At 40.1% G+C, this 19807-nt stretch carries 20 protein-coding genes; 11 read left to right on the top strand and 9 right to left on the bottom strand.

The genetic code is table 11. From position 1 onward, the window contains the following. Window positions 1-26: 26 nt before the first annotated feature. From QNI29_RS13235 to QNI29_RS13225, 3 genes are all read right to left on the bottom strand, one after another. Window positions 27-1385: a GntP family permease gene (locus QNI29_RS13235; RefSeq protein WP_231416977.1), complete on the bottom strand. Its 1359-nt coding sequence runs from the start codon at window positions 1383-1385 to the stop codon at window positions 27-29. Then, window positions 1386-2513 (bottom strand): glycerate kinase, encoded by a 1128-nt coding sequence (locus QNI29_RS13230; protein ID WP_231416976.1) that lies wholly within the window; start codon window positions 2511-2513, stop codon window positions 1386-1388. Window positions 2514-2623: 110 nt separating this feature from the next. Beyond that, complete coding sequence (locus tag QNI29_RS13225; RefSeq protein ID WP_231416975.1) at window positions 2624-3688, bottom strand: CdaR family transcriptional regulator; 1065 nt, start codon at window positions 3686-3688, stop codon at window positions 2624-2626. Window positions 3689-3920: 232 nt separating this feature from the next. Between QNI29_RS13225 and QNI29_RS13220 the strand changes: the two genes are divergently transcribed. Further along, window positions 3921-5087, top strand: a complete 1167-nt coding sequence (locus tag QNI29_RS13220; RefSeq protein WP_231416974.1) for a YecA family protein — start codon at window positions 3921-3923, stop codon at window positions 5085-5087. A gap of 310 nt (window positions 5088-5397) precedes the next feature. On the opposite strand, the gene QNI29_RS13215 is transcribed toward QNI29_RS13220, so the two are convergent. Both QNI29_RS13215 and QNI29_RS13210 read right to left on the bottom strand, forming a co-directional pair. Further along, window positions 5398-6126 (bottom strand): YxlC family protein, encoded by a 729-nt coding sequence (locus QNI29_RS13215; RefSeq protein ID WP_231416973.1) that lies wholly within the window; start codon window positions 6124-6126, stop codon window positions 5398-5400. After that, window positions 6119-6640, bottom strand: a complete 522-nt coding sequence (locus QNI29_RS13210) for a sigma-70 family RNA polymerase sigma factor (RefSeq protein ID WP_231416972.1) — start codon at window positions 6638-6640, stop codon at window positions 6119-6121. The genes QNI29_RS13215 and QNI29_RS13210 overlap by 8 nt, the downstream gene beginning before the upstream one ends. A gap of 618 nt (window positions 6641-7258) precedes the next feature. Here QNI29_RS13210 and QNI29_RS13205 point away from each other — a divergent pair. Then, complete coding sequence (locus QNI29_RS13205; protein ID WP_231416971.1) at window positions 7259-7837, top strand: Crp/Fnr family transcriptional regulator; 579 nt, start codon at window positions 7259-7261, stop codon at window positions 7835-7837. A 4-nt stretch (window positions 7838-7841) separates the two neighbouring features. Here the strand turns inward: QNI29_RS13205 and QNI29_RS13200 are convergent, their stop codons facing one another. Further along, complete coding sequence (locus tag QNI29_RS13200; RefSeq protein ID WP_231416970.1) at window positions 7842-8546, bottom strand: DUF4386 domain-containing protein; 705 nt, start codon at window positions 8544-8546, stop codon at window positions 7842-7844. Window positions 8547-8820: 274 nt separating this feature from the next. Here QNI29_RS13200 and QNI29_RS13195 point away from each other — a divergent pair, with 274 nt between their 5' ends. The 3 genes from QNI29_RS13195 (at window position 8821) to QNI29_RS13185 (ending at window position 11529) form a co-directional block, all read left to right on the top strand. Further along, a complete protein-coding gene (locus tag QNI29_RS13195; protein WP_231416969.1) occupies window positions 8821-9477 on the top strand; it encodes a hypothetical protein in 657 nt (218 codons plus the stop codon). A gap of 59 nt (window positions 9478-9536) precedes the next feature. Beyond that, window positions 9537-10607 (top strand): NAD(P)H-dependent flavin oxidoreductase, encoded by a 1071-nt coding sequence (locus tag QNI29_RS13190; RefSeq protein ID WP_231416968.1) that lies wholly within the window; start codon window positions 9537-9539, stop codon window positions 10605-10607. 112 nt (window positions 10608-10719) lie between these two features. Continuing rightward, window positions 10720-11529 (top strand): DUF2785 domain-containing protein, encoded by an 810-nt coding sequence (locus QNI29_RS13185; protein ID WP_231416967.1) that lies wholly within the window; start codon window positions 10720-10722, stop codon window positions 11527-11529. Window positions 11530-11647: 118 nt separating this feature from the next. Here the strand turns inward: QNI29_RS13185 and QNI29_RS13180 are convergent, their stop codons facing one another. After that, complete coding sequence (locus QNI29_RS13180; protein WP_231416966.1) at window positions 11648-12232, bottom strand: helix-turn-helix domain-containing protein; 585 nt, start codon at window positions 12230-12232, stop codon at window positions 11648-11650. A 246-nt stretch (window positions 12233-12478) separates the two neighbouring features. Further along, on the bottom strand, window positions 12479-13555 hold the full coding sequence (locus QNI29_RS13175; RefSeq protein ID WP_231416965.1) for an iron-containing alcohol dehydrogenase family protein: 1077 nt from the start codon (window positions 13553-13555) through the stop codon (window positions 12479-12481). Window positions 13556-13836: 281 nt separating this feature from the next. On the opposite strand from QNI29_RS13175, the gene QNI29_RS13170 reads away from it, so the two are divergent. The 6 genes from QNI29_RS13170 to QNI29_RS13145 all read left to right on the top strand — a co-directional run bounded on the left by QNI29_RS13170 (window position 13837) and on the right by QNI29_RS13145 (window position 19438). Next, window positions 13837-14568 (top strand): ABC transporter ATP-binding protein, encoded by a 732-nt coding sequence (locus QNI29_RS13170; RefSeq protein WP_231416964.1) that lies wholly within the window; start codon window positions 13837-13839, stop codon window positions 14566-14568. Continuing rightward, window positions 14565-15383: a hypothetical protein gene (locus QNI29_RS13165; RefSeq protein ID WP_231416963.1), complete on the top strand. Its 819-nt coding sequence runs from the start codon at window positions 14565-14567 to the stop codon at window positions 15381-15383. The genes QNI29_RS13170 and QNI29_RS13165 overlap by 4 nt, the downstream gene beginning before the upstream one ends. A 14-nt stretch (window positions 15384-15397) precedes the next feature. Next, window positions 15398-16165 (top strand): hypothetical protein, encoded by a 768-nt coding sequence (locus QNI29_RS13160; protein ID WP_231416962.1) that lies wholly within the window; start codon window positions 15398-15400, stop codon window positions 16163-16165. A 57-nt stretch (window positions 16166-16222) separates the two neighbouring features. Then, complete coding sequence (locus tag QNI29_RS13155) at window positions 16223-16897, top strand: response regulator transcription factor (protein ID WP_231416961.1); 675 nt, start codon at window positions 16223-16225, stop codon at window positions 16895-16897. A gap of 94 nt (window positions 16898-16991) precedes the next feature. Next, window positions 16992-18278 carry a HAMP domain-containing sensor histidine kinase gene (locus tag QNI29_RS13150; protein ID WP_231416960.1) on the top strand — a complete coding sequence of 429 codons (1287 nt, stop codon included), beginning with the start codon at window positions 16992-16994 and terminating at the stop codon, window positions 18276-18278. 245 nt (window positions 18279-18523) lie between these two features. Continuing rightward, window positions 18524-19438, top strand: coding sequence for an FAD-dependent oxidoreductase (locus QNI29_RS13145; RefSeq protein ID WP_231416959.1), 915 nt, complete (start codon window positions 18524-18526; stop codon window positions 19436-19438). Window positions 19439-19584: 146 nt separating this feature from the next. Here the strand turns inward: QNI29_RS13145 and QNI29_RS13140 are convergent, their stop codons facing one another. Then, window positions 19585-19755 carry a hypothetical protein gene (locus QNI29_RS13140; RefSeq protein ID WP_231416958.1) on the bottom strand — a complete coding sequence of 57 codons (171 nt, stop codon included), beginning with the start codon at window positions 19753-19755 and terminating at the stop codon, window positions 19585-19587. Window positions 19756-19807: the final 52 nt, after the last annotated feature.

Genomic DNA, 19807 nt, shown 5'->3' with positions numbered 1-19807 from the left:
AATTGATCTATGTGCTTCTACGACTACTATACAAAAATAAACCACAACACCGCGGTGACTACAATAGCGGTAAGACCTTGTATCAACGTTCCCATTGTTTGAGCTTTATAAGCTTGTGTAATGGAGAGACCACTGAACTCTTTGACGACCCAGAAATAACTATCATTTACGTGCGATACAACCATTGCTCCAGCTCCAACGGACATAACCATAAGAGATAATGGCACAGCGCCCTCAATCCCAACTTCAGTCAGGAGCGGTGCAATAAGTGTTGAGGTGATCACAATCGCAGCAGTTGATGAACCTTGAGCACTCTTTAGAGCGGCTGCAATGGCGAAGGGGACGAAGATAAACAGAGCGCCAGTTGCCAGGTCATTGTTCGCTACCCCTTTAATAAGATCAGCAATACTCGTTGCCTTAATGACAGAGCCAAATGCACCGCCGGCACCTGTGATCAGTAAGATCGGTGCTGCTTCTTTTATACCTTCTCCGACCCACTTCGTTAACGTTTCTTCACTAAACTCGTTCACAAGTGTGAAGGATAGTAGAGTACCTACAAGCAAGGCGACAACAGGTGATCCCAGGAATAGGAAGAAGGAGAAGATGGCACCGTCCCAGCCTGCAAAGGTAATAACAGAGCTAAATCCGATAAGAAGGATTGGAACCAAGATCGGCGCAAATGCTTTCTTGGCGGAAGGCATATTCCCAAAGCTTTCAATAACCGTGTCGTACTCAACTGTCGCAGCCGTTTCATCTTCTTCAATATGAATCTTCGTTCCAGCTTTCATGGCCCAAAGATATCCGGCTAAAATCGTCGGGATCGCAACGATTACGCCAAACAAAATGACGGTTCCTAAGTAATTCTCAGCCCCAATGTTTCCAGCCGCTGCAATTGGACCAGGAGTAGGGGGGACGAGGGTGTGCGTTGCAAATAACCCTGTAGATAACGCAATCGCCATTGAGGCAACCGTTACATTGGTTTTATTTGCAAGCGCTTTCTTTAAAGACGACAAAATAACATAGCCAGAGTCACAAAAGACAGGGATACTGACTATACTTCCGATCGCGCTCATCGCAAGCTGAGGACGTTTCTCACCAACGAGTCGGAGGACGACCTCAGCCATTTTCAACGCTCCACCTGACTTCTCAAGAAAAACGCCAATAATCGTACCAAATACAATAACAAGTCCAATGCCACCCATCAGTCCACCGAAGCCGCCATTCACAGCAGAGACGACGTCATTCATAGGCATTCCAGCAGCGAGCCCAATTCCAAACGCAGCAACGAGTAGGGAAAGAAATGGGTGAATCTTGAATTTGGCCGTAGCGACAATGACAAAGAGTACACCAGCTAAAATAATTAATATAAGTCCAATACCGTCCATTTATCCTTCACTCCTTTCTAATATGTGTCCCCAAAGTCGTGCAACTTCCACACTCGTGTCATAGAGGTAATCGGAAGCATACTTCATACAGTCATCTAAACTAATGATGCTTGGTACGATCGAGAAGCTACTCATAAACTTGCCCCGTAATGCATCCCGATCTCCTTCAATACTTCCGGACAATAGAATTGTCGGTACACCGTAATCCGCACCTAAATCCGCAACATAAGCAGGAGCTTTTCCATGAAGCGTTTGTTCGTCAGACTTTCCTTCTCCTGTAATAAGAAGATCAGCATCCTTAATGGCTTCCTCAAGCTTAATGGCTTCTGACACAAGATGAGCCCCTGATTCAAGGTCTCCTTCTAAGGTTAGAAATGAAAAGCCCAGACCCCCGGCAGCACCAGCACCAGGTGTGTCCATCATGCTTTTATCTAAAAGACGCCCCCACTTATCCAAGGCCTCATCTAACTTCTTTACCTGTTCTTTTGAAGCTCCTTTTTGTGGTCCATAAACATGACTTGCTCCATTAGATCCTGTAAGAGGGTTGGAAACGTCGCATGCAATTTTGAACGTACAGTCTTTCAGACGAGGGTCTAGTGTACTCTTGTTGACTGAATCAATCTGGTAAAGATCTTTTCCAAAAGAACCAACTTCTTTTCCATTATTGTCTTGGACAGTAAGTCCTAACGCCTGCAAAATACCAAGTCCACCGTCATTAGTGGAACTCCCGCCAAGGGCAATCATGAATTTTCGATATCCATGATCTAATGCATTAACAATCGCTTCTCCCAATCCGGTACTTGTCGTTTCCTCAGGATTACGTTGATCAGATGGAACGAGCGTAAGTCCAAGGACACTTGCCGCCTCAATCACGACCGTATCATCTCCAAGAATCAAATAGCTTGATTCGATCGGATCCCCAAGTGGTCCTGTTAAGCGGATGAACTGTCGCTTATGGTCCGTCGCAGCAGCAAGTGCATCAATCGTTCCCTCGCCGCCATCTGCCATCGGTTTTTGTATGACCGTAAGCTCTGGGTGAACGTCTTTAAAAGCACGAGCCACATGCTGTGCAACTTCACTCGAGGCGAGACTACCTTTAAATGAGTCTGGTGCGATAACAATCTTCACATCTATTCCTCCAATCGCTTTTTATCTTTGCCCTTAGTTCTATTAGAACGTATAAACCGGGGAGGGCACAATTGACAACATTCACGAAAATATCAGAAAAATGAATCCGCTTACTTGTGCATGTGCACAAATGGTTCATGAATAAGCAAGATTGTAAGTAGCGCCGCTTCTTTAAAGTTTCGCGGGTCGAGCCCCACTTTGATTCGAATTTGATCTATCCGATAGATCAACGTGTTCCGGTGGATATGTAAGTCGTTCGCCGTTGAAGTCATGCGTAAGTTATGACGGAACAATGCCTGTAACGTGACAACGTAGACTGGCTCTAATGTCGCTAATCGTTTCCCGTGTACAGAAAGTGTTTGGTCATAAATATCTTGATCGATTGTATGTATGAGACGTTCTAATTGGAGGTCCGCACTATAAGAAACAGGTGCTTCTCCAAGCGTAATCGCGTCTCTAGCTTGCTCGAAGGAGATCCGGATTCCTTTCACGCCATACTGAGGTTCACCTACGCCGATCTTGTAACTTGACGTTTCAAGCGTAAATTGCCCATCAGTGGAAAAAGGTACGATACATACGATGTAGTGCTGATAAGGAAGCACAACCAGAGGGTTAAGCGGCTCCGCAATTTCTTTCACGCCTTCCAAGTGATCATGGGGGTTCGTAGATTGAAAGGCAACCACTTGCCAGGTGTCAGATAAGTGAACGCGGAACGTATTCTCAGCTTCTTGTAACAACGCCTCATCATGCTCCGCTGAATTCTCTAAGACCTTGTTCAACCACTGAATCCATTGCCGCTCTTCATAAAACGCTTGTCGCTGCAAATAAATTTGATCAAGCGTTATCTCAACAGACCCCTGAGTCATCCCGGCAGCCTGCATTACGTCATCCGGGTGCCCAGTTAACCCAACAACACCCGTTAATCTCCCCCGGTGAAAGACAGGAAGGTTTACTCCAGCTTGCGTATTCTTATAGTGTTTTAAATCGTTTGGGTAGATCGTACAAGGAGCGTGGGTACTTACGACTTGCTTCGCTCCTTCGTGCAGACGATGCATACGGTTTTTATTGGTACTTGCGATAATGATGCCTTTTGGGTTCATGAGATTGATAGGGACGTCGATATAGGTGGATAAGCGATCAATGATTTCTTGCCCTAGGGATTCGGTTAGGTTCATAGGTGTCACCTCGAGTTTTTCTTTACAGTATAGCATCGGGGTCAATGGTGGAAAGGGGGAAGTTGTAGTACATTTGGTGTAAATGGGGTGGAGTTAAAGGTAATAATAAATAATTTGACCTTTAATTCTTTTCTTGTGAAGTATGTATCAAGAAAATGCTATGATAAAGTAGGTGTTTTTCTGTTATATTAATACAATAATGTTGCTAAAGTAGGAAAAAAAGGATGGTTGAATGGGATTAATAGGTCGAAATGAAAAATGTCACTGTGGTTCTGGGAGAAAGTATAAAAAGTGTTGTTTAGAATCGGACAATAACAATATCGAAAATGGGGTATTACCTGGGAAAGGGAATAAAGCGTTTGATCTTGTTGCGCCAAAGCATGATAGTTCTATGGGAATTAAAGAGCTTGTGTTAGCGCAGTTGGATCAAGTTAATGTATGGTTATCTAGAGAGTCTATAAACGATCTTGGCATTGAGTTCAACTCGAAAGAATTGTTAGAAATAGCAAATTCTAAAGATATGACTTATAAATTTTTTCAGGTAAATAGAGAGATACTAGAATTAAAGGGCATTAAGCATCCATATAGGGAGATGAAATTGGTAGAAGAAAGAGCGGCTAGCTTGCCATCATTATCCGAAAACGAGCGAAGAATTCTAAGAACAGTAGCAGAATCGAGTCTTGGTGAATATGAGATGTTGTCTGATATGCAAACGGCTGATTACGGTGCTATGAAGGTACTCAACGATTTTGCGTATCGTTCTATAAAAGAAGGAGTAACAGACGACAAAGGTAATATCTCTTGGGTTAATTTATATGTAGATACGAATGAAAAACAAGAAGAAATCTTGGTTAATTGGGAGTATGAGTATTCTGATGATCAAGAAGTATACGAATATGTTGAACTAAACTTTTGTCACTTGGATGAATTACATAATGAGTATCAAAAACTAGCCCATTCGTTTCATGGGTTGGAAGATAGTTCTAAGGATCAATTAGCCACAGCCTTATTTCAAGAAAAAGCATTGCCTGAAAAGTCCAGGCGCAGAGCTTCATACAATGGAATAATCAATTATTATACCGGCATCTTTGAAAATGAGCTAAGAATATTGATTAACCATAAAGAAAAGCAAGAAAGACCGCAGCTAATGATGAAGAATATAGTAGACTATTTACATATTAATTCACTTCCATATATATCCGGAAATATCAACGATCTTCCTGCGAGGTTGGATGAGATACGTAAAATAAGAAACGAAATATCTCATGGTAAAGGTGGTTTGTATGAGGATTATTGTAAGGTGAAAAAATTAGCTCTAGACGATGAAGCCTTTAAATTTATTTCCTGGTGTAAAGTATACTTTGAAGATATAGAAGAGAAAGTAACTCCGTTACCTTAAGGTCGTAGATGAAGTACAAGTCATACACGTCCATATACTCCTTCCTGCCACATTTAGACAATAGACCTTTACACGAAAACGATGGGAAGCTAATTCTTTAGCGGCGAATTGTGGGTAAAATCACACGTTGCGTTTCGAAGAATGATCGAAAATTTAAGCAAAGGTGCAGATGCTTGTAAGCTTATTTCAACGCTTTATTTAGACTTTTTACAGTTACTATTTTTAGCTTAATAAGCTTTTTATAAGGTCCATAAGTGGAAATATAAAAATGCCAGCAATCAATTGCTGGCATTTGAGCTCTTATAAACTACTATTCTATACTTTTAGCAATTTCAATAAGTTTTTTCTTCTTTTCTTCGGTGAATTGGCTTTTCTCGTCATTTTTTTCAACCATAGTTATAATGAATTTCCATCCAGACTTTTCAAGGTAAATGGCATATGCAATTCCATCTGCTCCGAAAATCTTTGCTTTTGTCTCATCCAAATTAACTTCTTCTGATATAGCAGTTCCATCATAAGTATTTGCTTTAAAAGTTGGCTCAGCACCTGGAGCCTTACTTGTATGAACACTAATGCTTTGGTTTTCTTCTTCTTTGGATTGAAAATTAACCTGGTATCCATTTACCTTGTTGCTTTTATCTAGATAAATCGTACTAAATGGAGCAATATGAAGATCAGAAAGTTTACTTGGAAATGGAATATTAGAACTAAACTTCTTCTCAGCCTGTTCAATACCCTCAAATTCTACTGTTTTAAAAACATCTTGGTTGGAAAAACCATTTCCAAAAGAAGGGGATTCTAGTGAACTGTCTTTATCATATTGGGTAACTTCGAATAAACCACTAAAAACTGCTTGAACATTGGGGCTTACCCAAACTCCAATACTTAAAATTATTGCTGCTACAAAAGCCAATAAAGGTTTATTATTTCTTTTATATTTTTGCTCCTTTTTAGCTTTTAAAACTTGTATGGTTGCCTTTTCGTGAAGATCTTCAGGAACTTTTATCTTATTTATTTCATCTTTAATTTTATTACCCATGACCAAGCTCCTCCTTATAATATCTTTCCTTTAATTTTTTTAGTGACCGATATAGAAGGGATTTTGTAGTCCCTATTGGAATCTCCATGAAATCTGCAATTTCCTCAAAGGTGTATTCATAGTAGTACTTGAGTATGACCACGCTTTTTTCGTTCTCATTAAGTCCATCTATTAAGTCTTTTACTGAAATAGGAAAGGAAAGATCTTCTCTACCATCGCTAATAAAATCATCATAGTTAGGATCTAAATTAACTACTTTTTTATTGTTTTTAATACAGTCTAAAGAGCAGTTTATAGCTATTTTAATTATCCAAGTCTTGAAATAGTCAGGCTCTCTCAGAGTGTTTATATTCTTGAATGACTTGAATGCTACTTCTTGTACAACATCTGAAGCATCTTCTTCATTTTTTACATACAGGTAAGCTGTTTTGTATAACATACTTTCATACTCTTTAAATAACTTTAGGAATGCTTTTGTGTCTCCTTTCTGAGCTTTTTTTATTAATTTTTTCATATATGGTCCACCAGCCTTTATTTCTTTTTATATAAGATTTAAATATTAGACATAGAGTGAGCTTGTTTAGCTTCATGAAATTTTATTTTTTAACAAATTACTCTGTGAGCAGTAGGAAAAGCCTCTATAAAAGAGTATTACATAAAATTCGTTACGTTCTAGCGATAATTTACCCCATGGAATTAGATTAATGTTGAAGAAGTGCAGGGACGATTCTCAAGCTTCCTTTTTACAAGAGAACTAGCGGCTGGAGCAATGGTCCATTCCTTAATAATGTCAGCGTACAGTTCTTTCTCGTTAAATACTAAAAAAGCATTTGTCCCAGTGGTCAAATGCTTTTGTAATTTATTTTTTTAGAGTTTGATTTTAATTTTATTTAACTTCCATAAACATTAACAAATTTGGTCTTTTAAAGCTTTCCTTCTTCTTTTTCAAGTCATGACTAAAGACAAAGTATAGAAAAAAACGTCATACCCACAATAATCGCTTCACCATTTATTATACAAAATTTTTAACAATTAAAAGGCTAACATCACTATCAATTAAATGCTCGGTGATTATTATTGAATGGTAAAATTAAAGGATAAATACACTTCTTAATAAAGGGGGAGTGAAAGAGTGAAAGATATTCTAATTCAGTATATGAAACGTTTCACAGACCTCAGTGAATCACAGTTAAAAGAACTGACTGTGGACATTCCTGTTACTACGTATAAGAAAGGAACCATCCTTTTGCATCAAGGGGAAGTTCCTTCTAAATGTTACTTTGTCTTAAAGGGTTGTGTTCGGCAATACGCTGTAGATGAGGATGGGAATGAACATACGTCCAATTTCTTCACGGAAGAACAAAGTGTAACGATCTTTAACCAACACACTACAGATAAAAGTTCTAAGTACTCCCTTAGCTGTTTGGAAGACTGTACCCTTGTTGTGGGTGATCTAGCGACTGAACAATCTTCTTACGACGTGCACCCCGTGTTAGAGGATATGACGCGCAAGATGATGCAAGAAGATATGGGTGCGTTGAGGGATGAGTTCTCTTCCTTTATCTCTTCAACACCAGAAGAACGCTTCCATGCTTTAATAGCGAACAGGCCAGATTTAATTAACCGGGTTCCCCAATATCAACTAGCAAGTTACCTCGGAATAAAGCCAGAAACCCTAAGTCGGATTAAGAAACGCGTCGCCTCAGAATAATGAATTAGTTCATCGTCCATTTTCTTCCCTTTACCAATAGCCAGAGCCCAAACCCTAATTCACCTACGACCATGGGCGCCATAAGAACCCATTCCAATTGTGCTGTCAAACCTTCAATCTGAGGTAGGAACGTGTACATGGTATGAATGCCCGAGTAGCTAAAGCCTGCTAAGACGACTAGAATACTAATCATTTTAGGGATCTTTTCTGTACTCATTGCGACCAAGCCAACAAGAATTAAGTGAACGCCAAAAATAATTAATCCAAAGGACCATATGTCTTCAAAAGATGAGATGGAACGCATAACTTGCTGGGCGAAATTATCAGGTGGAAGGCCAGATTCAACATTTTGAACCGCACTACTGGTAATAACAAGGTGCGACACGGCCATTGCCAGAATGGCGGTATAGAGTAAGCGAAGCCAGCCGGCTAACAAAGCATATCCATGATGGAATGGTTTTAAAACAATATAAAATCCCCATGAAACGATGATATCCAACAATATAATGAGGAGCCATCCAAGTATCTCAATGCGAAATAAGGATTGAGACGCTTGGATGTTTTTGAATGTTGTAGCCGCGTCTTCATTTACAACTAATGAACTGTGAATAAATCCTTGTGCACTAATAGCAGCTAGTGTCATGAGAAGTAATGCGATACCAGAAATGACGGCAGCTTTTTGCTGTATAGGTGTATTTGCTGTATTCAAATGAGATCCCCCCAGAACTTGATTTCATCAACATTGTATTCTGTGTAAGGGAGTCTTTCATTGACTTAAGTCATGAATAAGAGGTTTCATATAGTTTGGCAGCAAATTCCCCTATATTACATTCAGGAAAACGAATTAATAGTTCTCGGACGAAACTTTTTTCTTATTACAAAAAATGGTTCCAAGCGACCTCAATCTATGAAATAATTTACAGAACAAGCGAGAATTTAGCCTGTAAAAATGGGCATAGAGTGAAGGAAAGGTGGTCTTACTTGTGCAATTGTTCCATTATCACTGGTGGATGAATCAATTAGAGGAGATGGAGAACTTTTATAAAGAGTTGGGTTTTCAGACGCGTTTGAGAGTGGGGAATGATCAAGGAGAGATGCAAACATTTAACCCTCCTCTAGAGTGGGATGACTTCAGAGAGCGCGGGGTTACATTTCGAATTATAGAAATGGTAAAGGGTCAAACCAATGTTACATTTGGTTACGGGAAGAAAGATCGGTTTGACCACATTGGAATATTAGTGGAGGAAGGGGAATATAAAGACATTCTTCAAAGGGCTGAGGAATTGAATCTTCACATAAATGAAGGGGAACGAAGGACTTTTATTTCTACTCCATGGAAGTTCAGAATTGAATTACAAAGAAGAACAGAAGTTGTTGAGGAAGAAGAGAGTACCCTCATCCATACGGTAGAGATCGGCTTACCTTTTGCGAAAGAACATCCAAAGTTACTGGCCGAGCTTTTGAATCTTGAGGTTGTTGAAGATAAAGGCAACGATCTTGTTAATCTTGGAAACGGTCAATGGAATATAATGAGTCATGATGAAGATTACAGTCGTTTGATTACTGTTCATTTTATAAAAGATACCTTTAACCGTAATGATCCGGTTGGTACCAGATTAATAGGTCATCACTCTTTGTAACTCATGGAGAGAAGTGTGCTATCAATACATGCTTTATATAGTATAACGGAGGGGTTCAGGTGAAGAACAATAATGAGTTAAGAGCGCTTTTAGACATAGACTATCCAATTATCCAGGCACCTATGGCCGGTGGTCCAACGACGCCGGAACTGATCTCAGAAGTTTCCAATTATGGGGGGCTTGGCATGGTTGGTGCGGGCTACTTACATACCGATCAACTAACGGAACAGATTGGAAAGGTTAAGAGATTAACAAGCCGTCCTTTCGGTGTCAATTTATTTATCATCGATCCTCCAGAGGTCAGTGAAAAAGAAATAGAATCTAGCAGTAAGGCATTACAATACTTCCGTAACAAACTTAATCTTAAGGAAACCTCCAACGACGTCTCTTATAAGGGGAATGATTTAGACCGTAAAATTGACGTGATCATAAGCGAAAGCGTTCCAATCTGTTCATTTACATTTGGACTTCCACCCCATGAGGTTACCACCCGATTAAAACAAAAGGGTATTAGAGTTATTGGAACGGCTACAACCGTTAAAGAGGCGATTGCTGTCCAACAGGCTGGAATGGACGCCGTTGTAGCGCAGGGAAACGAGGCTGGAGGGCACAGAGGTTCATTCTCAAAGCCTGAGGACTCAAGTGGAATTGGAACCATGGCGCTTGTGCCACAGGTATGTGACCATGTCACCATTCCAGTTATCGCATCTGGTGGGGTAATGGATGCAAGAGGGATTGCAGCTTCCCATGTATTAGGGGCACAGGGTGTTCAAATGGGGTCAGCTTTTTTAACTACTGATGAGAGTGGAGCTCATTCTGAACATAAAGCAGCTATATTAAAAGCAAACGATGATGACACGGTCGTGACGAAAGCCTTTTCTGGGAAATGGGCAAGAGGAATTCGAAATGAATTTACGGACTATATGGGTAAGGAAAGCACCAGTATAGCACCTTATCCGATCCAAAATAGCCTCACTAAGCCGATCAGGACTGAAGCAAAGAAGAAGGAAAATCCACAATACATGTCGTTATGGGCCGGACAAGGGCTTCGTTTGAGTCAAAAAGTTCGGGTTAGAGAGCTTATGGATGAGTTAGTGAGGGGAACGGAAGAGCTGATCGACTGGAGTTAGGATTGATGTTTTTAAAGTTCACAAATAAAAGAGCATACCACTCCTTTTATTTCCTTTTTTCGCAATCATAAAGAGCCAATAAACTGTACCGGAAAGGATTTGATCATTACATATGAAAACTAAAGAAAGTTTCAAAAGAATAAACATCGATGAATGGTCATCGGATGAAGCGGACGAGTGGATGGAGTGGATGCTTACCTTTATAGGAGATCCTGATCCAGAGCTTCGGGATGAATGTATCTACCCTGCTTTTGGAAGGCTGATTCAAGAGGGGCGTTTACATAAAGATCAAGTGGATAAAATCTTAGAAACATGTTTGAGTGAGTCTCATCTTTTTTATCGGATTGGTGAACAAAAGGGGGATGGTGTGTTTACTCGATCCTTTTCTGCTTTAGTCATTGCTGAGGTTGTCCATTCTGATCAAGGATGGAAGCGGGAGCGATACGAACAGATATTGAACGCCGTGGGTGAGTATCTAAAGGAAGAACAGGATATGAGAGGCTATGTTCAAGGGAAAGGTTGGGCCCATAGCATGGCACACGGGGCTGATCTTCTTGTAGCTCTTGTTGAGCACACTCAATTCAGACAAAAAGATGCGAACCTTTTTCTGCAAGCTGTTCAAAATGCCTTTTGGAAAGAATACGCGTTTACCGATGATGAGGAAGAGCGCTTAGCATTTGTAATCGAGGCTTTATTACAAAAGGGAGTGGCACCGTCTATTATTACGAAATGGGTAAAGGAGACATTCGTCAAATTGGATGCGGAATGGAACGCTAGACCCTTTGCTATTCCCGTTTTTCGTATCAGAACAAATGTATTGCATTTTATGAAGGCTCTGTTTTTCAGGGTGGAGGTGTCTGAGCTTCAGGGGATGATTAAACAATATTTAGAGGAATGGCATAAACGGGTGTATCAACATTAGGGTGAGGAGATCACCGGGGTCTTCATTCTCTTTTTTTAGACTAACTTAGCTATCACAAAAAGGACTCTAATTTCTGAGTCCTTTTTATGAGGAAATGTTAGGCGTACACCTAATTAACTTAAAATAGTTGATAAAATAAGCCGTGTTTCGTATCATACCATAGCAGTTTCCCGTGCTTGCGTTTTGGGATCCGCGTTTGCAAATTCCATTCCGGATATTGTTTCATAATTTGAACCTGATCACCTGTGGCTAAGGCGATAAACGATATATAGTGGTCTTTTGTCATGGGGTGGTCGCTTGTTATAAACCATTCCTCGTCACTGTCTGTAAAGGTTAGCTTCTCGTCATCTGTCGCTTTCTTTGCTTCGAGTGGTTCTAACTTTCTCCCGCAACAAGATAAGGATATATCTCCAGTGGCTAGTACAATATTATTGCATGATGGGCAAACAAAATAGCTTGATTTTTTCATATTTCCTCCTACAAATTCATTAGAAGTTAGTTCTCCGTCTAAAATATTTTCTATATTGACTCCTAGTAAGGCAGACAAATGAGGGAGTAGTGTTACATCCGGGCTGCCATACCCGCGCTCCCATTTCGAAATGGTTCGATCAGAAATATGCATTTGATCTGCTAATTCCTTCTGAGTGAGTCCCATTTCTTTTCGCAAATGATAAATTAATTCTCCAACTTTATGGTTATTCATTTCGTTCTCCTCCTGCTCTACTTACAGCTTAGAGTGTTCTTTGCTTCATCGCAACAAACGTTCCGTAGAGTTACGTTTAGCTTTCAAAAGGTCACTGATGGTCTAATACTGTGAATTCATTTGTCTTTCTTTTACTTAGTAGCAACTCCGATATTTAAAACCCAATAGCGCTGGAGCATATTCTAGAACCAATCGTTCAAATAAAAAAGGACATGATGGGAGCCCATCATGTCCTTTTCCAATTCATTATCTCTCCACCAAAACTCTCTCCAAATACTCCATTGCCTCTACCACATCATCTTTCGTAAAGGATGAGATCAACCTAAGCGTTTCGTCCGGCTTCACGGCATGAGCGGCAACAATGGGCATTGCCTTGTTTTTGTTCTCAACAATGTTCAACCCTTCTAAACTCGCAGGAAATCCAAGATCTTGATAGAAAGGAAGCAGGTTTTTCACTTCTTCTGTTTTCCCTTCAAGAACGAGCTGGACTAGAATCCCGTAAGCCACTTTGTGTCCATGAAGAACCGAATGGGTTTCATCAATAAAACTTAATCCATTATGGATCGCGTGAGCTCCTGCTGTTCTGCCGTACTTTCCTCCATACCCTCCAACTGTACCGGATAAAGGAATGATCGCTTCGATGACGTTTTTGAAAGATGAAGTTATTGTATTCGATTCCATGCTTTCAATAGCAGCGCGGCTTTCGTGTAGTAGGATCTCTTTTATGTAGGAAGCGTGGTCTAGTGCGACCTTGACCATGATGGACAGGTCTTCATTTTGGTCATTACGGATAATTGGTTCTGCTTCGTACCATTTCGCGAGTGAATCGCTAATCCCGCTTTTTACATATTCGATAGGAGAAGTTAGTAGGAAAGCAGGGTCGACTAGAGCAAGGTGAATCGTCCGGTTGTGGTAATCGACACGAACAAATGCGCCAGTGTCATCGTACATGACACTTAACGGAGTAGCGGCAGCGCATGTTCCAGCCACGGTTGGCACCGTTGTAACCTCAACGCCCATATGGTCTGCGACCGATTTCGCTGTATCTAGTATGACTCCGCCTCCGATTCCGATAATGACATCAGACTCTCCCGCAAAGGCTGTGATCGTATCGATCGCTTCATCTGAACAATAGCCATCGTGCTGATAGACTTTCGTCTGAGGTAGAGATGCATAGTTTCGGAAAGCTTCATATGATTTGTAACCAGTAACGATTAGGGGAGACTGAAACGACTCTATGAAAGTAGAGAGGTCTTTAAGAATACCTTCTTCACAAATATATTGATTCGGTCCACTTCTAAGAATTTCATCTGGGTTTACCATTCCATTCACTCCTTCAAATAAAAGAATCCTATTCTGAACCACATAAAATCATTTCAAGGTGAGTAACTCCTTCGTAACTGACTATAGTAGTCCTTAAAGGTTTGACCATATCGTAACACTTTTGATTGGTATTTAGAATAATCAAAAAATATTATTAGTCAAATTTGATAGATGAATATTATTCTCTCTTCCATCGAAGTTTTTTTAATTACAGGGGAATCTTGATTTTTTCTTGATAGTTGCGATGTACGATGAATGTATCGAATGAAGGAGGGGTTATTTTGAAGAATGAAAATGTGATTAAAACAGTGAACATTACGAAAAGAGTGAAGAGGAAGGTGTTGCTTGAAGATATTTCCTTAAATGTGGAGGCAGGTTCGATTTGTGGATTTCTCGGACCAAATGGAGCCGGTAAGACGACGCTTATGAGGGTGATGATGGGATTAGTGAAACCCTCTCAAGGATCCGTCTTTCTTAATGGAGTGGATGTGAATGGAAATAGGCCAGAAGCTTTAAAACACGTAGGCGCGATGATCGAATCCCCTCTGTTCTATGACTACCTAACAGGTCGTATAATGCTTCTGAACTTATCAAGACTTCATGGTTATACGAAAGAAGAAAGAGAGGAAAAGGTCGAGGAAGTGCTTCAGATTGTCGGACTAGAAAAACGGGGAGAGGATAAAATCCATACCTATTCCTTAGGGATGAAGCAGCGCCTTGGTATTGCTCAAGCCCTCCTTGGGGACCCGTCTTTAATACTTTTGGATGAACCGGCAAATGGGCTTGATCCTATTGGAATGCGAGAGCTTAGAGAGCTTATCATCTCATTGAATCAAGAGAAAGGCATTACGTTTTTCATATCGAGTCATTTGCTGGATGAGCTGCAGCACATTTGCAACCACTATATTTTAATTAGAGAAGGTCGTATTTTGTATCAAGGGCAAGTAGACGATCTCATGAAAGATAAAGAAATGCGCCTTGAAGATTTATTTGTGGAGATGATGACGTCATGAAAGCCTTGTTTACGAGTGAATGGGAGCGCCTATGGTCGAGGTCATTTGTCGCTTTCGCTTTGTTTTCCATGCCCATTCTTAATGTTGTGCTAGGATTCTACTACCAATTTCGTAACCAGTCCTCTACAGAAGAGGCTGTAAATTATGCCACCGTTATGAACTTTCCTGTATTAAGCCTTTCAGAACACCTGTTTATTACATTCAATGTTGTCATTCTTGTTCTTGTGGGTTTTGTTGTAACAGAAGAACAACAAAAAGGACAGCTAAGGCTGCTGCTGCAGAGGGCTTACTCATTAAAACAACTATTCTTTGCTAAACTTGGTGTAATGGCAACAACCCTGTTTCTTTATCTAGGGGTGTATGGCCTGACTTCTTATTTAGTAGGACTCTTTTTATTTCGAATGCCAGAACAGTCTATTCAATTTATAAGCTTTGATAGGATTTCGAATGTGGATATGGGCCTTTATACGATCGCTTATTATGGATTGGCCTATCTTTCTATCATTGCTGTCTTATCCTTGTTTCTGTTTGCAGGCACACTTTGTCCGTCTGTGAACGCTTTACTAGCAGCAGGAGTCAGTCTGCTTGTATTCCTTATTGCCGTGCCTGAGCTCATGCAATTATCAACGGCCTTTCACATTAACGTTTTGCCGGTTATTTATGCTTCAATAACAAAGGTTCAATATTCTGGTATTGCTCTTATGTTGTTAAATGGAAGAAATCTAGCGTGGCTTTTAAGTGTCATAACCGTGTATGTATGTGGATTCCTTTTAGGATCCTACTTGGTATTCACAAGAAGGAGTTACTTTAACTAAGGAGGAAGTTGGATATGAAAGAGTTGATTCAGAGTGAATGGGAACGTTTATTAGCGAGGAGAGTTGTAAGAAATTTAGTTATTATGATGGGACTTATTACGTTTATAACGATTTATTTCTTAACCATGTATGATAATGGACAGTTCACGAGCAGTCAGAATACGAAGCTTAATGCGGTTAATTTTCCTTGGTTTGTCTTAAGGGAAGTGTCATTTTATATTACGCTTCTTCTTATGCCAATCGTGACGATGATCTCCGTTAATAGTGAAGTGAAAACAAATGTATACAATATGGTATTGAGTCGCCCTTTTAAGCGTCTCTCTTTCTTAATGGCAAAGTGGTTTAGTTTGTTGAAATTAGGGGGTATTCTTACAGTTGGAATTTTGAGTATATCAATTGTAGCTGGATTTTTATTGTATGATATGCCAAGCCGTGTTTTTCTTTTTCAACAATCAGAGCCTACTACTATCCTTGGAGGTTATCTCTATACTCTACAGTTTTATGGCGTTTTTTATATCATCCTTATAGCAGCTATATTAATTAGTTCGTGTGTAGCTTTATGGGTCAACAATCCGATGCTGGCTTTTCTGATCTACATCCTTTTATGTGGAGCTCCGGTATATTTTACTGATGCATTTCTATTTATGCTTCTTCCTACTCAGTCTATTTTCATTTCTTTAGCAGAATCAGGCATTTCTTCTATTTACGGATTCCTAGCCATACTCATTATTGGGTTTGGGATGGGAACACTTGTCCGCTGGGAGAGGTATGATTTTAAGTAGTCGATGCCCGGGGAAATCGATTATACTAGAAGGATAGAATTGGAAGGAGGGGCGTTTATGGAAAAGATTCTGATTGTAGACGATGAACCAGATATTACAGCGATTTTAGCTGACGTTCTAAGTGATGAGGGATACGTAGTGACGCAGATTCACGATGGTAGAGAAGCCATCCAATCTATACTAGAAACGTCGTTTGATTTAGTCCTTCTTGATGTGATGATGCCAGGCGTAGACGGGTTAACAGTTTGCCGCGAAGTTCGATACCGTTCAGAAGTACCTATTCTATTTCTGACAGCTAAGTCTGGGATCCCTAACCAAATTCAAGGGTTAAATGAAGGGGCGGATGATTATATTGAGAAGCCATTCTCAAACGAGCAAGTGGTGGCCCGAGTGAAAGCTCATTTAAGAAGGGAGAAGCGGTATCAGAAGAGCTCTCAAACGAAAACGTATAAATCTCTCGTAATGGATGTCTCTACCTATGAGGCTTATTATAAACAAACCATACTTCCTTTGACGAAAAGGGAATTTGATATCGTCCGAGTTCTTATTGACTTCCCAGGTCAAGTTTTCTCGAGGGACCAACTATATGAGCGGGTATGGGGGCTAGAGGCGGACGGAGACGCCTCTACCATTACAGAACATATTCGTAATATTCGTGCTAAGGTAAAGCGAATTGACACTCAGGCTCACCTATTGCAAACGGTATGGGGAGTAGGATATAGAATTGGGTAGGAAAAGAAGTACATTAAAAAAACAAATTCAATGGACGATTATTAAAACGATCTCCTACAGTTTTCTATCTACGCTTTTGCTGGGGGGATTGATTTTGCTTTTGGTCTTGCGATTAGATGAAGAAAGCCACGCCAATTATTATGAAAAACAAATTCCTGAGGTTACATCTTTTATTAAGACGGCTAAGAGTGAGCTGGTGGATCATCCATCTGTTTCCAGGGAGCGGTTAAATGAGAAGGTACCGTTAGATGGAATGACTTACCATGTCTACGATAAAGATGGCAGCCTCTTGTACGGTTCAACGGAAGCCCGAGGTATGGAATTGCCAATCATAGAGAAGGTAAATACGACCGATTTCGAAAATGATTCCTATCAAAAGTATTTACCGATTTTGTCCTCTTCAGAAGAACTGGTTGGGATGGTAAAGCTAACCTATCAGTTAGAGTCAGGTACACCTATACAGAGGTTATCGCTCCTAATCATTCTTGCTCCTTTTTTGTTTATCGTTTTTTACACCTACGTATGTGGAGGGAAGTTAAGCAGGCGCTTGTTTACGCCTATTCGTGAATTAGCAGGAGCTATTGATTCTATTAAAGAACAAGATTTGGATTTTACGCTACATGCCGCCAACCGGAGTGATGAGTTAGGGGATTTGGCAAGAGCTTTTGAGACCATGAAACAAGAATTACATACGTCTTTAGAAAAGCAATGGAAGCTTGAACAAGAGCGTCAAGATTTCCTAAGCGCTGTGACACATGATTTGAAGACGCCTTTAACGATTATGAAGTCGAATGCACAAGTTTTAGACAGAAAAATAGATGACAATGAGCGCGTATACAGTGCGGCTATTTTAAAGCAGATTGATCGTGTAACCAACCTCGTGCATGAGGTGGGGGAGGTCCAGAGGATTAATGGAGGGTCGTTTCCTATCCAACTGCAAAAGGTTGAACCAAAATCTTTCTTTGAAAAAGAACTACAATCCTTTCGAACTTATATTGAAGCTAAAGGTGACCATTATTCGATTCAATTAAGTGATGAACGATCGGTTCATAAAGATATTTCGATCGACCCGGATCGCATGCGTCAAGTTATAGAAAATATAATCTCAAATAGCGTTCGTTATACACCATCTAGTAGTACGATCCATGCTCACCTAGATTTAACAGATGGAGCGGTTGAACTCACCATAAGTGATAATGGCCCTGGGTTTCATAGTGCTGAGTTGCCTCAAGTATTTGATCAATTTTATAGGGGTAACCCTAGTACTTCAGGGCAAGGACTGGGTTTATCGATCGTTAAGAACATCATTGAAGCTCATCGTGGCGAGGTGAATGTATGGAATGATGGAGGAGCTAGTATTTCCATTACACTATTTGGCTGAACGATCGTTGGTTTGCGAGACTGCTAAGCCTGGCGTAACACTCTTCACTCCTTTAGAGCGAATTAGCCTTCGCTGTTTTATTAAGTTTATTCACTCTAGAGTACTATTTCGTTTATAGATAAAGGAGAAAAGGAATAGGAGTACTCCATCACTAGTAAGTTCGAATTAGAAAAAACTAGTGATTTGTATCGGTGATATGTGGGAATGATAAAGCGAGTTTAACAGCGGTAAAAGGAGCGTTGAGCATGAGTGAGCATTATGAAGTGGTGATTATTGGGGGAGGAGCGGCAGGTTTAAATGCAGCTCTTGTCTTAGGACGATCAAAGAGAAATGTACTTGTTCTTGATGAGAATAAAGCACGCAATAACGTTACAAAAGCTTCCCATGGTTTCCTTACTCGAGATGGTGTGAAGCCAGAGGAATTTAAGGAAATGGGAATCGGTGAAATCAAAGCTTATCCGAGTGTTTCGTATATAGAGAGTAAAGTAACTTCGCTCCATAAAGACAGTGGACTCTTCCATATTCACGGAGATGGACAAAACTATACAGCCGACCGTGTAATCGTCGCCACAGGAATGAAAGACGAGTTACCGGATATTAAGGGCGTAGACCTTGTGTATGGGACAAGCGTTTTTCACTGTCCTTACTGTGACGGATGGGAGCGCAGAGAGGAACCGTTAGCCGTCTTTGGGAATGATCCAGGGATCTTAGATTATGTGAAACTGATTTATAACTGGAGCCAGGATCTAATGATTTTTACGAATGGACCTGCAGAAATTACCTCTGAGGAGAAAGAGGACTTAAAGCAGCACGGAGTCGCGCTTATAGAAGAAACCGTTCGTGAACTGGTCTCTGAAGATGGATATCTTAAACATGTCGTTACAGAGTCAGATGAGGTTTACGACCGTTCAGGAGGATTTATATTGGAAACAAGCGAATCCCAGTCCTTCCCCCTTCATGAATACTTTGATATAGAATTCACCGATATGGGCGGATATTACACTAAAGATGGATGTGAAACGCTTGTAGATGGACTATATGTGATTGGTGATTCTAGACATGGATTTTCTGGATTACTGAAGGCGGCTAGTGAAGGATATGAGCTGGCGGTTGCCTTAAATCATGAACTTGCTGTAAATGCCTGGGATCGGAAAGGGTAACTAGGTTTCACTTTTTAGTTCAAATGTTACTACAAAAAAGAGCATTTTCCTTTTTGGAAAATGCTCTTTCTTCTTATACGAACGTTCACGTCACCCGTTACTTTATTTAATTTGAAAAATAAGCATTAAAAATATTAGAAGGATTTTCATTTCTTAGGCTTAGGTAAGAAATATGTACTACCACCCATTAAAAAGCCACCGATTATTCCAAGTAATGTACCGATTATAACCCAATAAGTTAATGAAAAAGTAGATAAATATATTCCTAACAAAAATAAGAGTAAGCCAGCAAAAAATAAAATTCTTACCTTTTTCATTTTTCTGCTCCCCTCAAAATATTTTCAGTTAAAGTCTAGTCCACTTCTTTAT

The organism is Pontibacillus chungwhensis (assembly GCF_030166655.1).
Taxonomy (GTDB): Bacteria; Bacillota; Bacilli; order Bacillales; family BH030062; genus Pontibacillus.
This window is presented reverse-complemented; position numbering and strand designations above follow the sequence as displayed.

Bases quoted from the DNA above. Each gene is read 5' to 3' on its own strand.
- QNI29_RS13235 (WP_231416977.1), bottom strand. From the start codon at position 1,385: ATGGACGGTATTGGACTTATATTAATTATTTTAGCTGGTGTACTCTTT.
- QNI29_RS13225 (WP_231416975.1), bottom strand. From the start codon at position 3,688: ATGAACCTAACCGAATCCCTAGGGCAAGAAATCATTGATCGCTTATCC.
- QNI29_RS13220 (WP_231416974.1), top strand. From the start codon at position 3,921: ATGGGATTAATAGGTCGAAATGAAAAATGTCACTGTGGTTCTGGGAGA.
- QNI29_RS13215 (WP_231416973.1), bottom strand. From the start codon at position 6,126: ATGGGTAATAAAATTAAAGATGAAATAAATAAGATAAAAGTTCCTGAA.
- QNI29_RS13210 (WP_231416972.1), bottom strand. From the start codon at position 6,640: ATGAAAAAATTAATAAAAAAAGCTCAGAAAGGAGACACAAAAGCATTC.
- QNI29_RS13185 (WP_231416967.1), top strand. From the start codon at position 10,720: ATGAAAACTAAAGAAAGTTTCAAAAGAATAAACATCGATGAATGGTCA.
- QNI29_RS13180 (WP_231416966.1), bottom strand. From the start codon at position 12,232: ATGAATAACCATAAAGTTGGAGAATTAATTTATCATTTGCGAAAAGAA.
- QNI29_RS13175 (WP_231416965.1), bottom strand. From the start codon at position 13,555: ATGGTAAACCCAGATGAAATTCTTAGAAGTGGACCGAATCAATATATT.
- QNI29_RS13165 (WP_231416963.1), top strand. From the start codon at position 14,565: ATGAAAGCCTTGTTTACGAGTGAATGGGAGCGCCTATGGTCGAGGTCA.
- QNI29_RS13160 (WP_231416962.1), top strand. From the start codon at position 15,398: ATGAAAGAGTTGATTCAGAGTGAATGGGAACGTTTATTAGCGAGGAGA.
- QNI29_RS13155 (WP_231416961.1), top strand. From the start codon at position 16,223: ATGGAAAAGATTCTGATTGTAGACGATGAACCAGATATTACAGCGATT.
- QNI29_RS13145 (WP_231416959.1), top strand. From the start codon at position 18,524: ATGAGTGAGCATTATGAAGTGGTGATTATTGGGGGAGGAGCGGCAGGT.
- QNI29_RS13140 (WP_231416958.1), bottom strand. From the start codon at position 19,755: ATGAAAAAGGTAAGAATTTTATTTTTTGCTGGCTTACTCTTATTTTTG.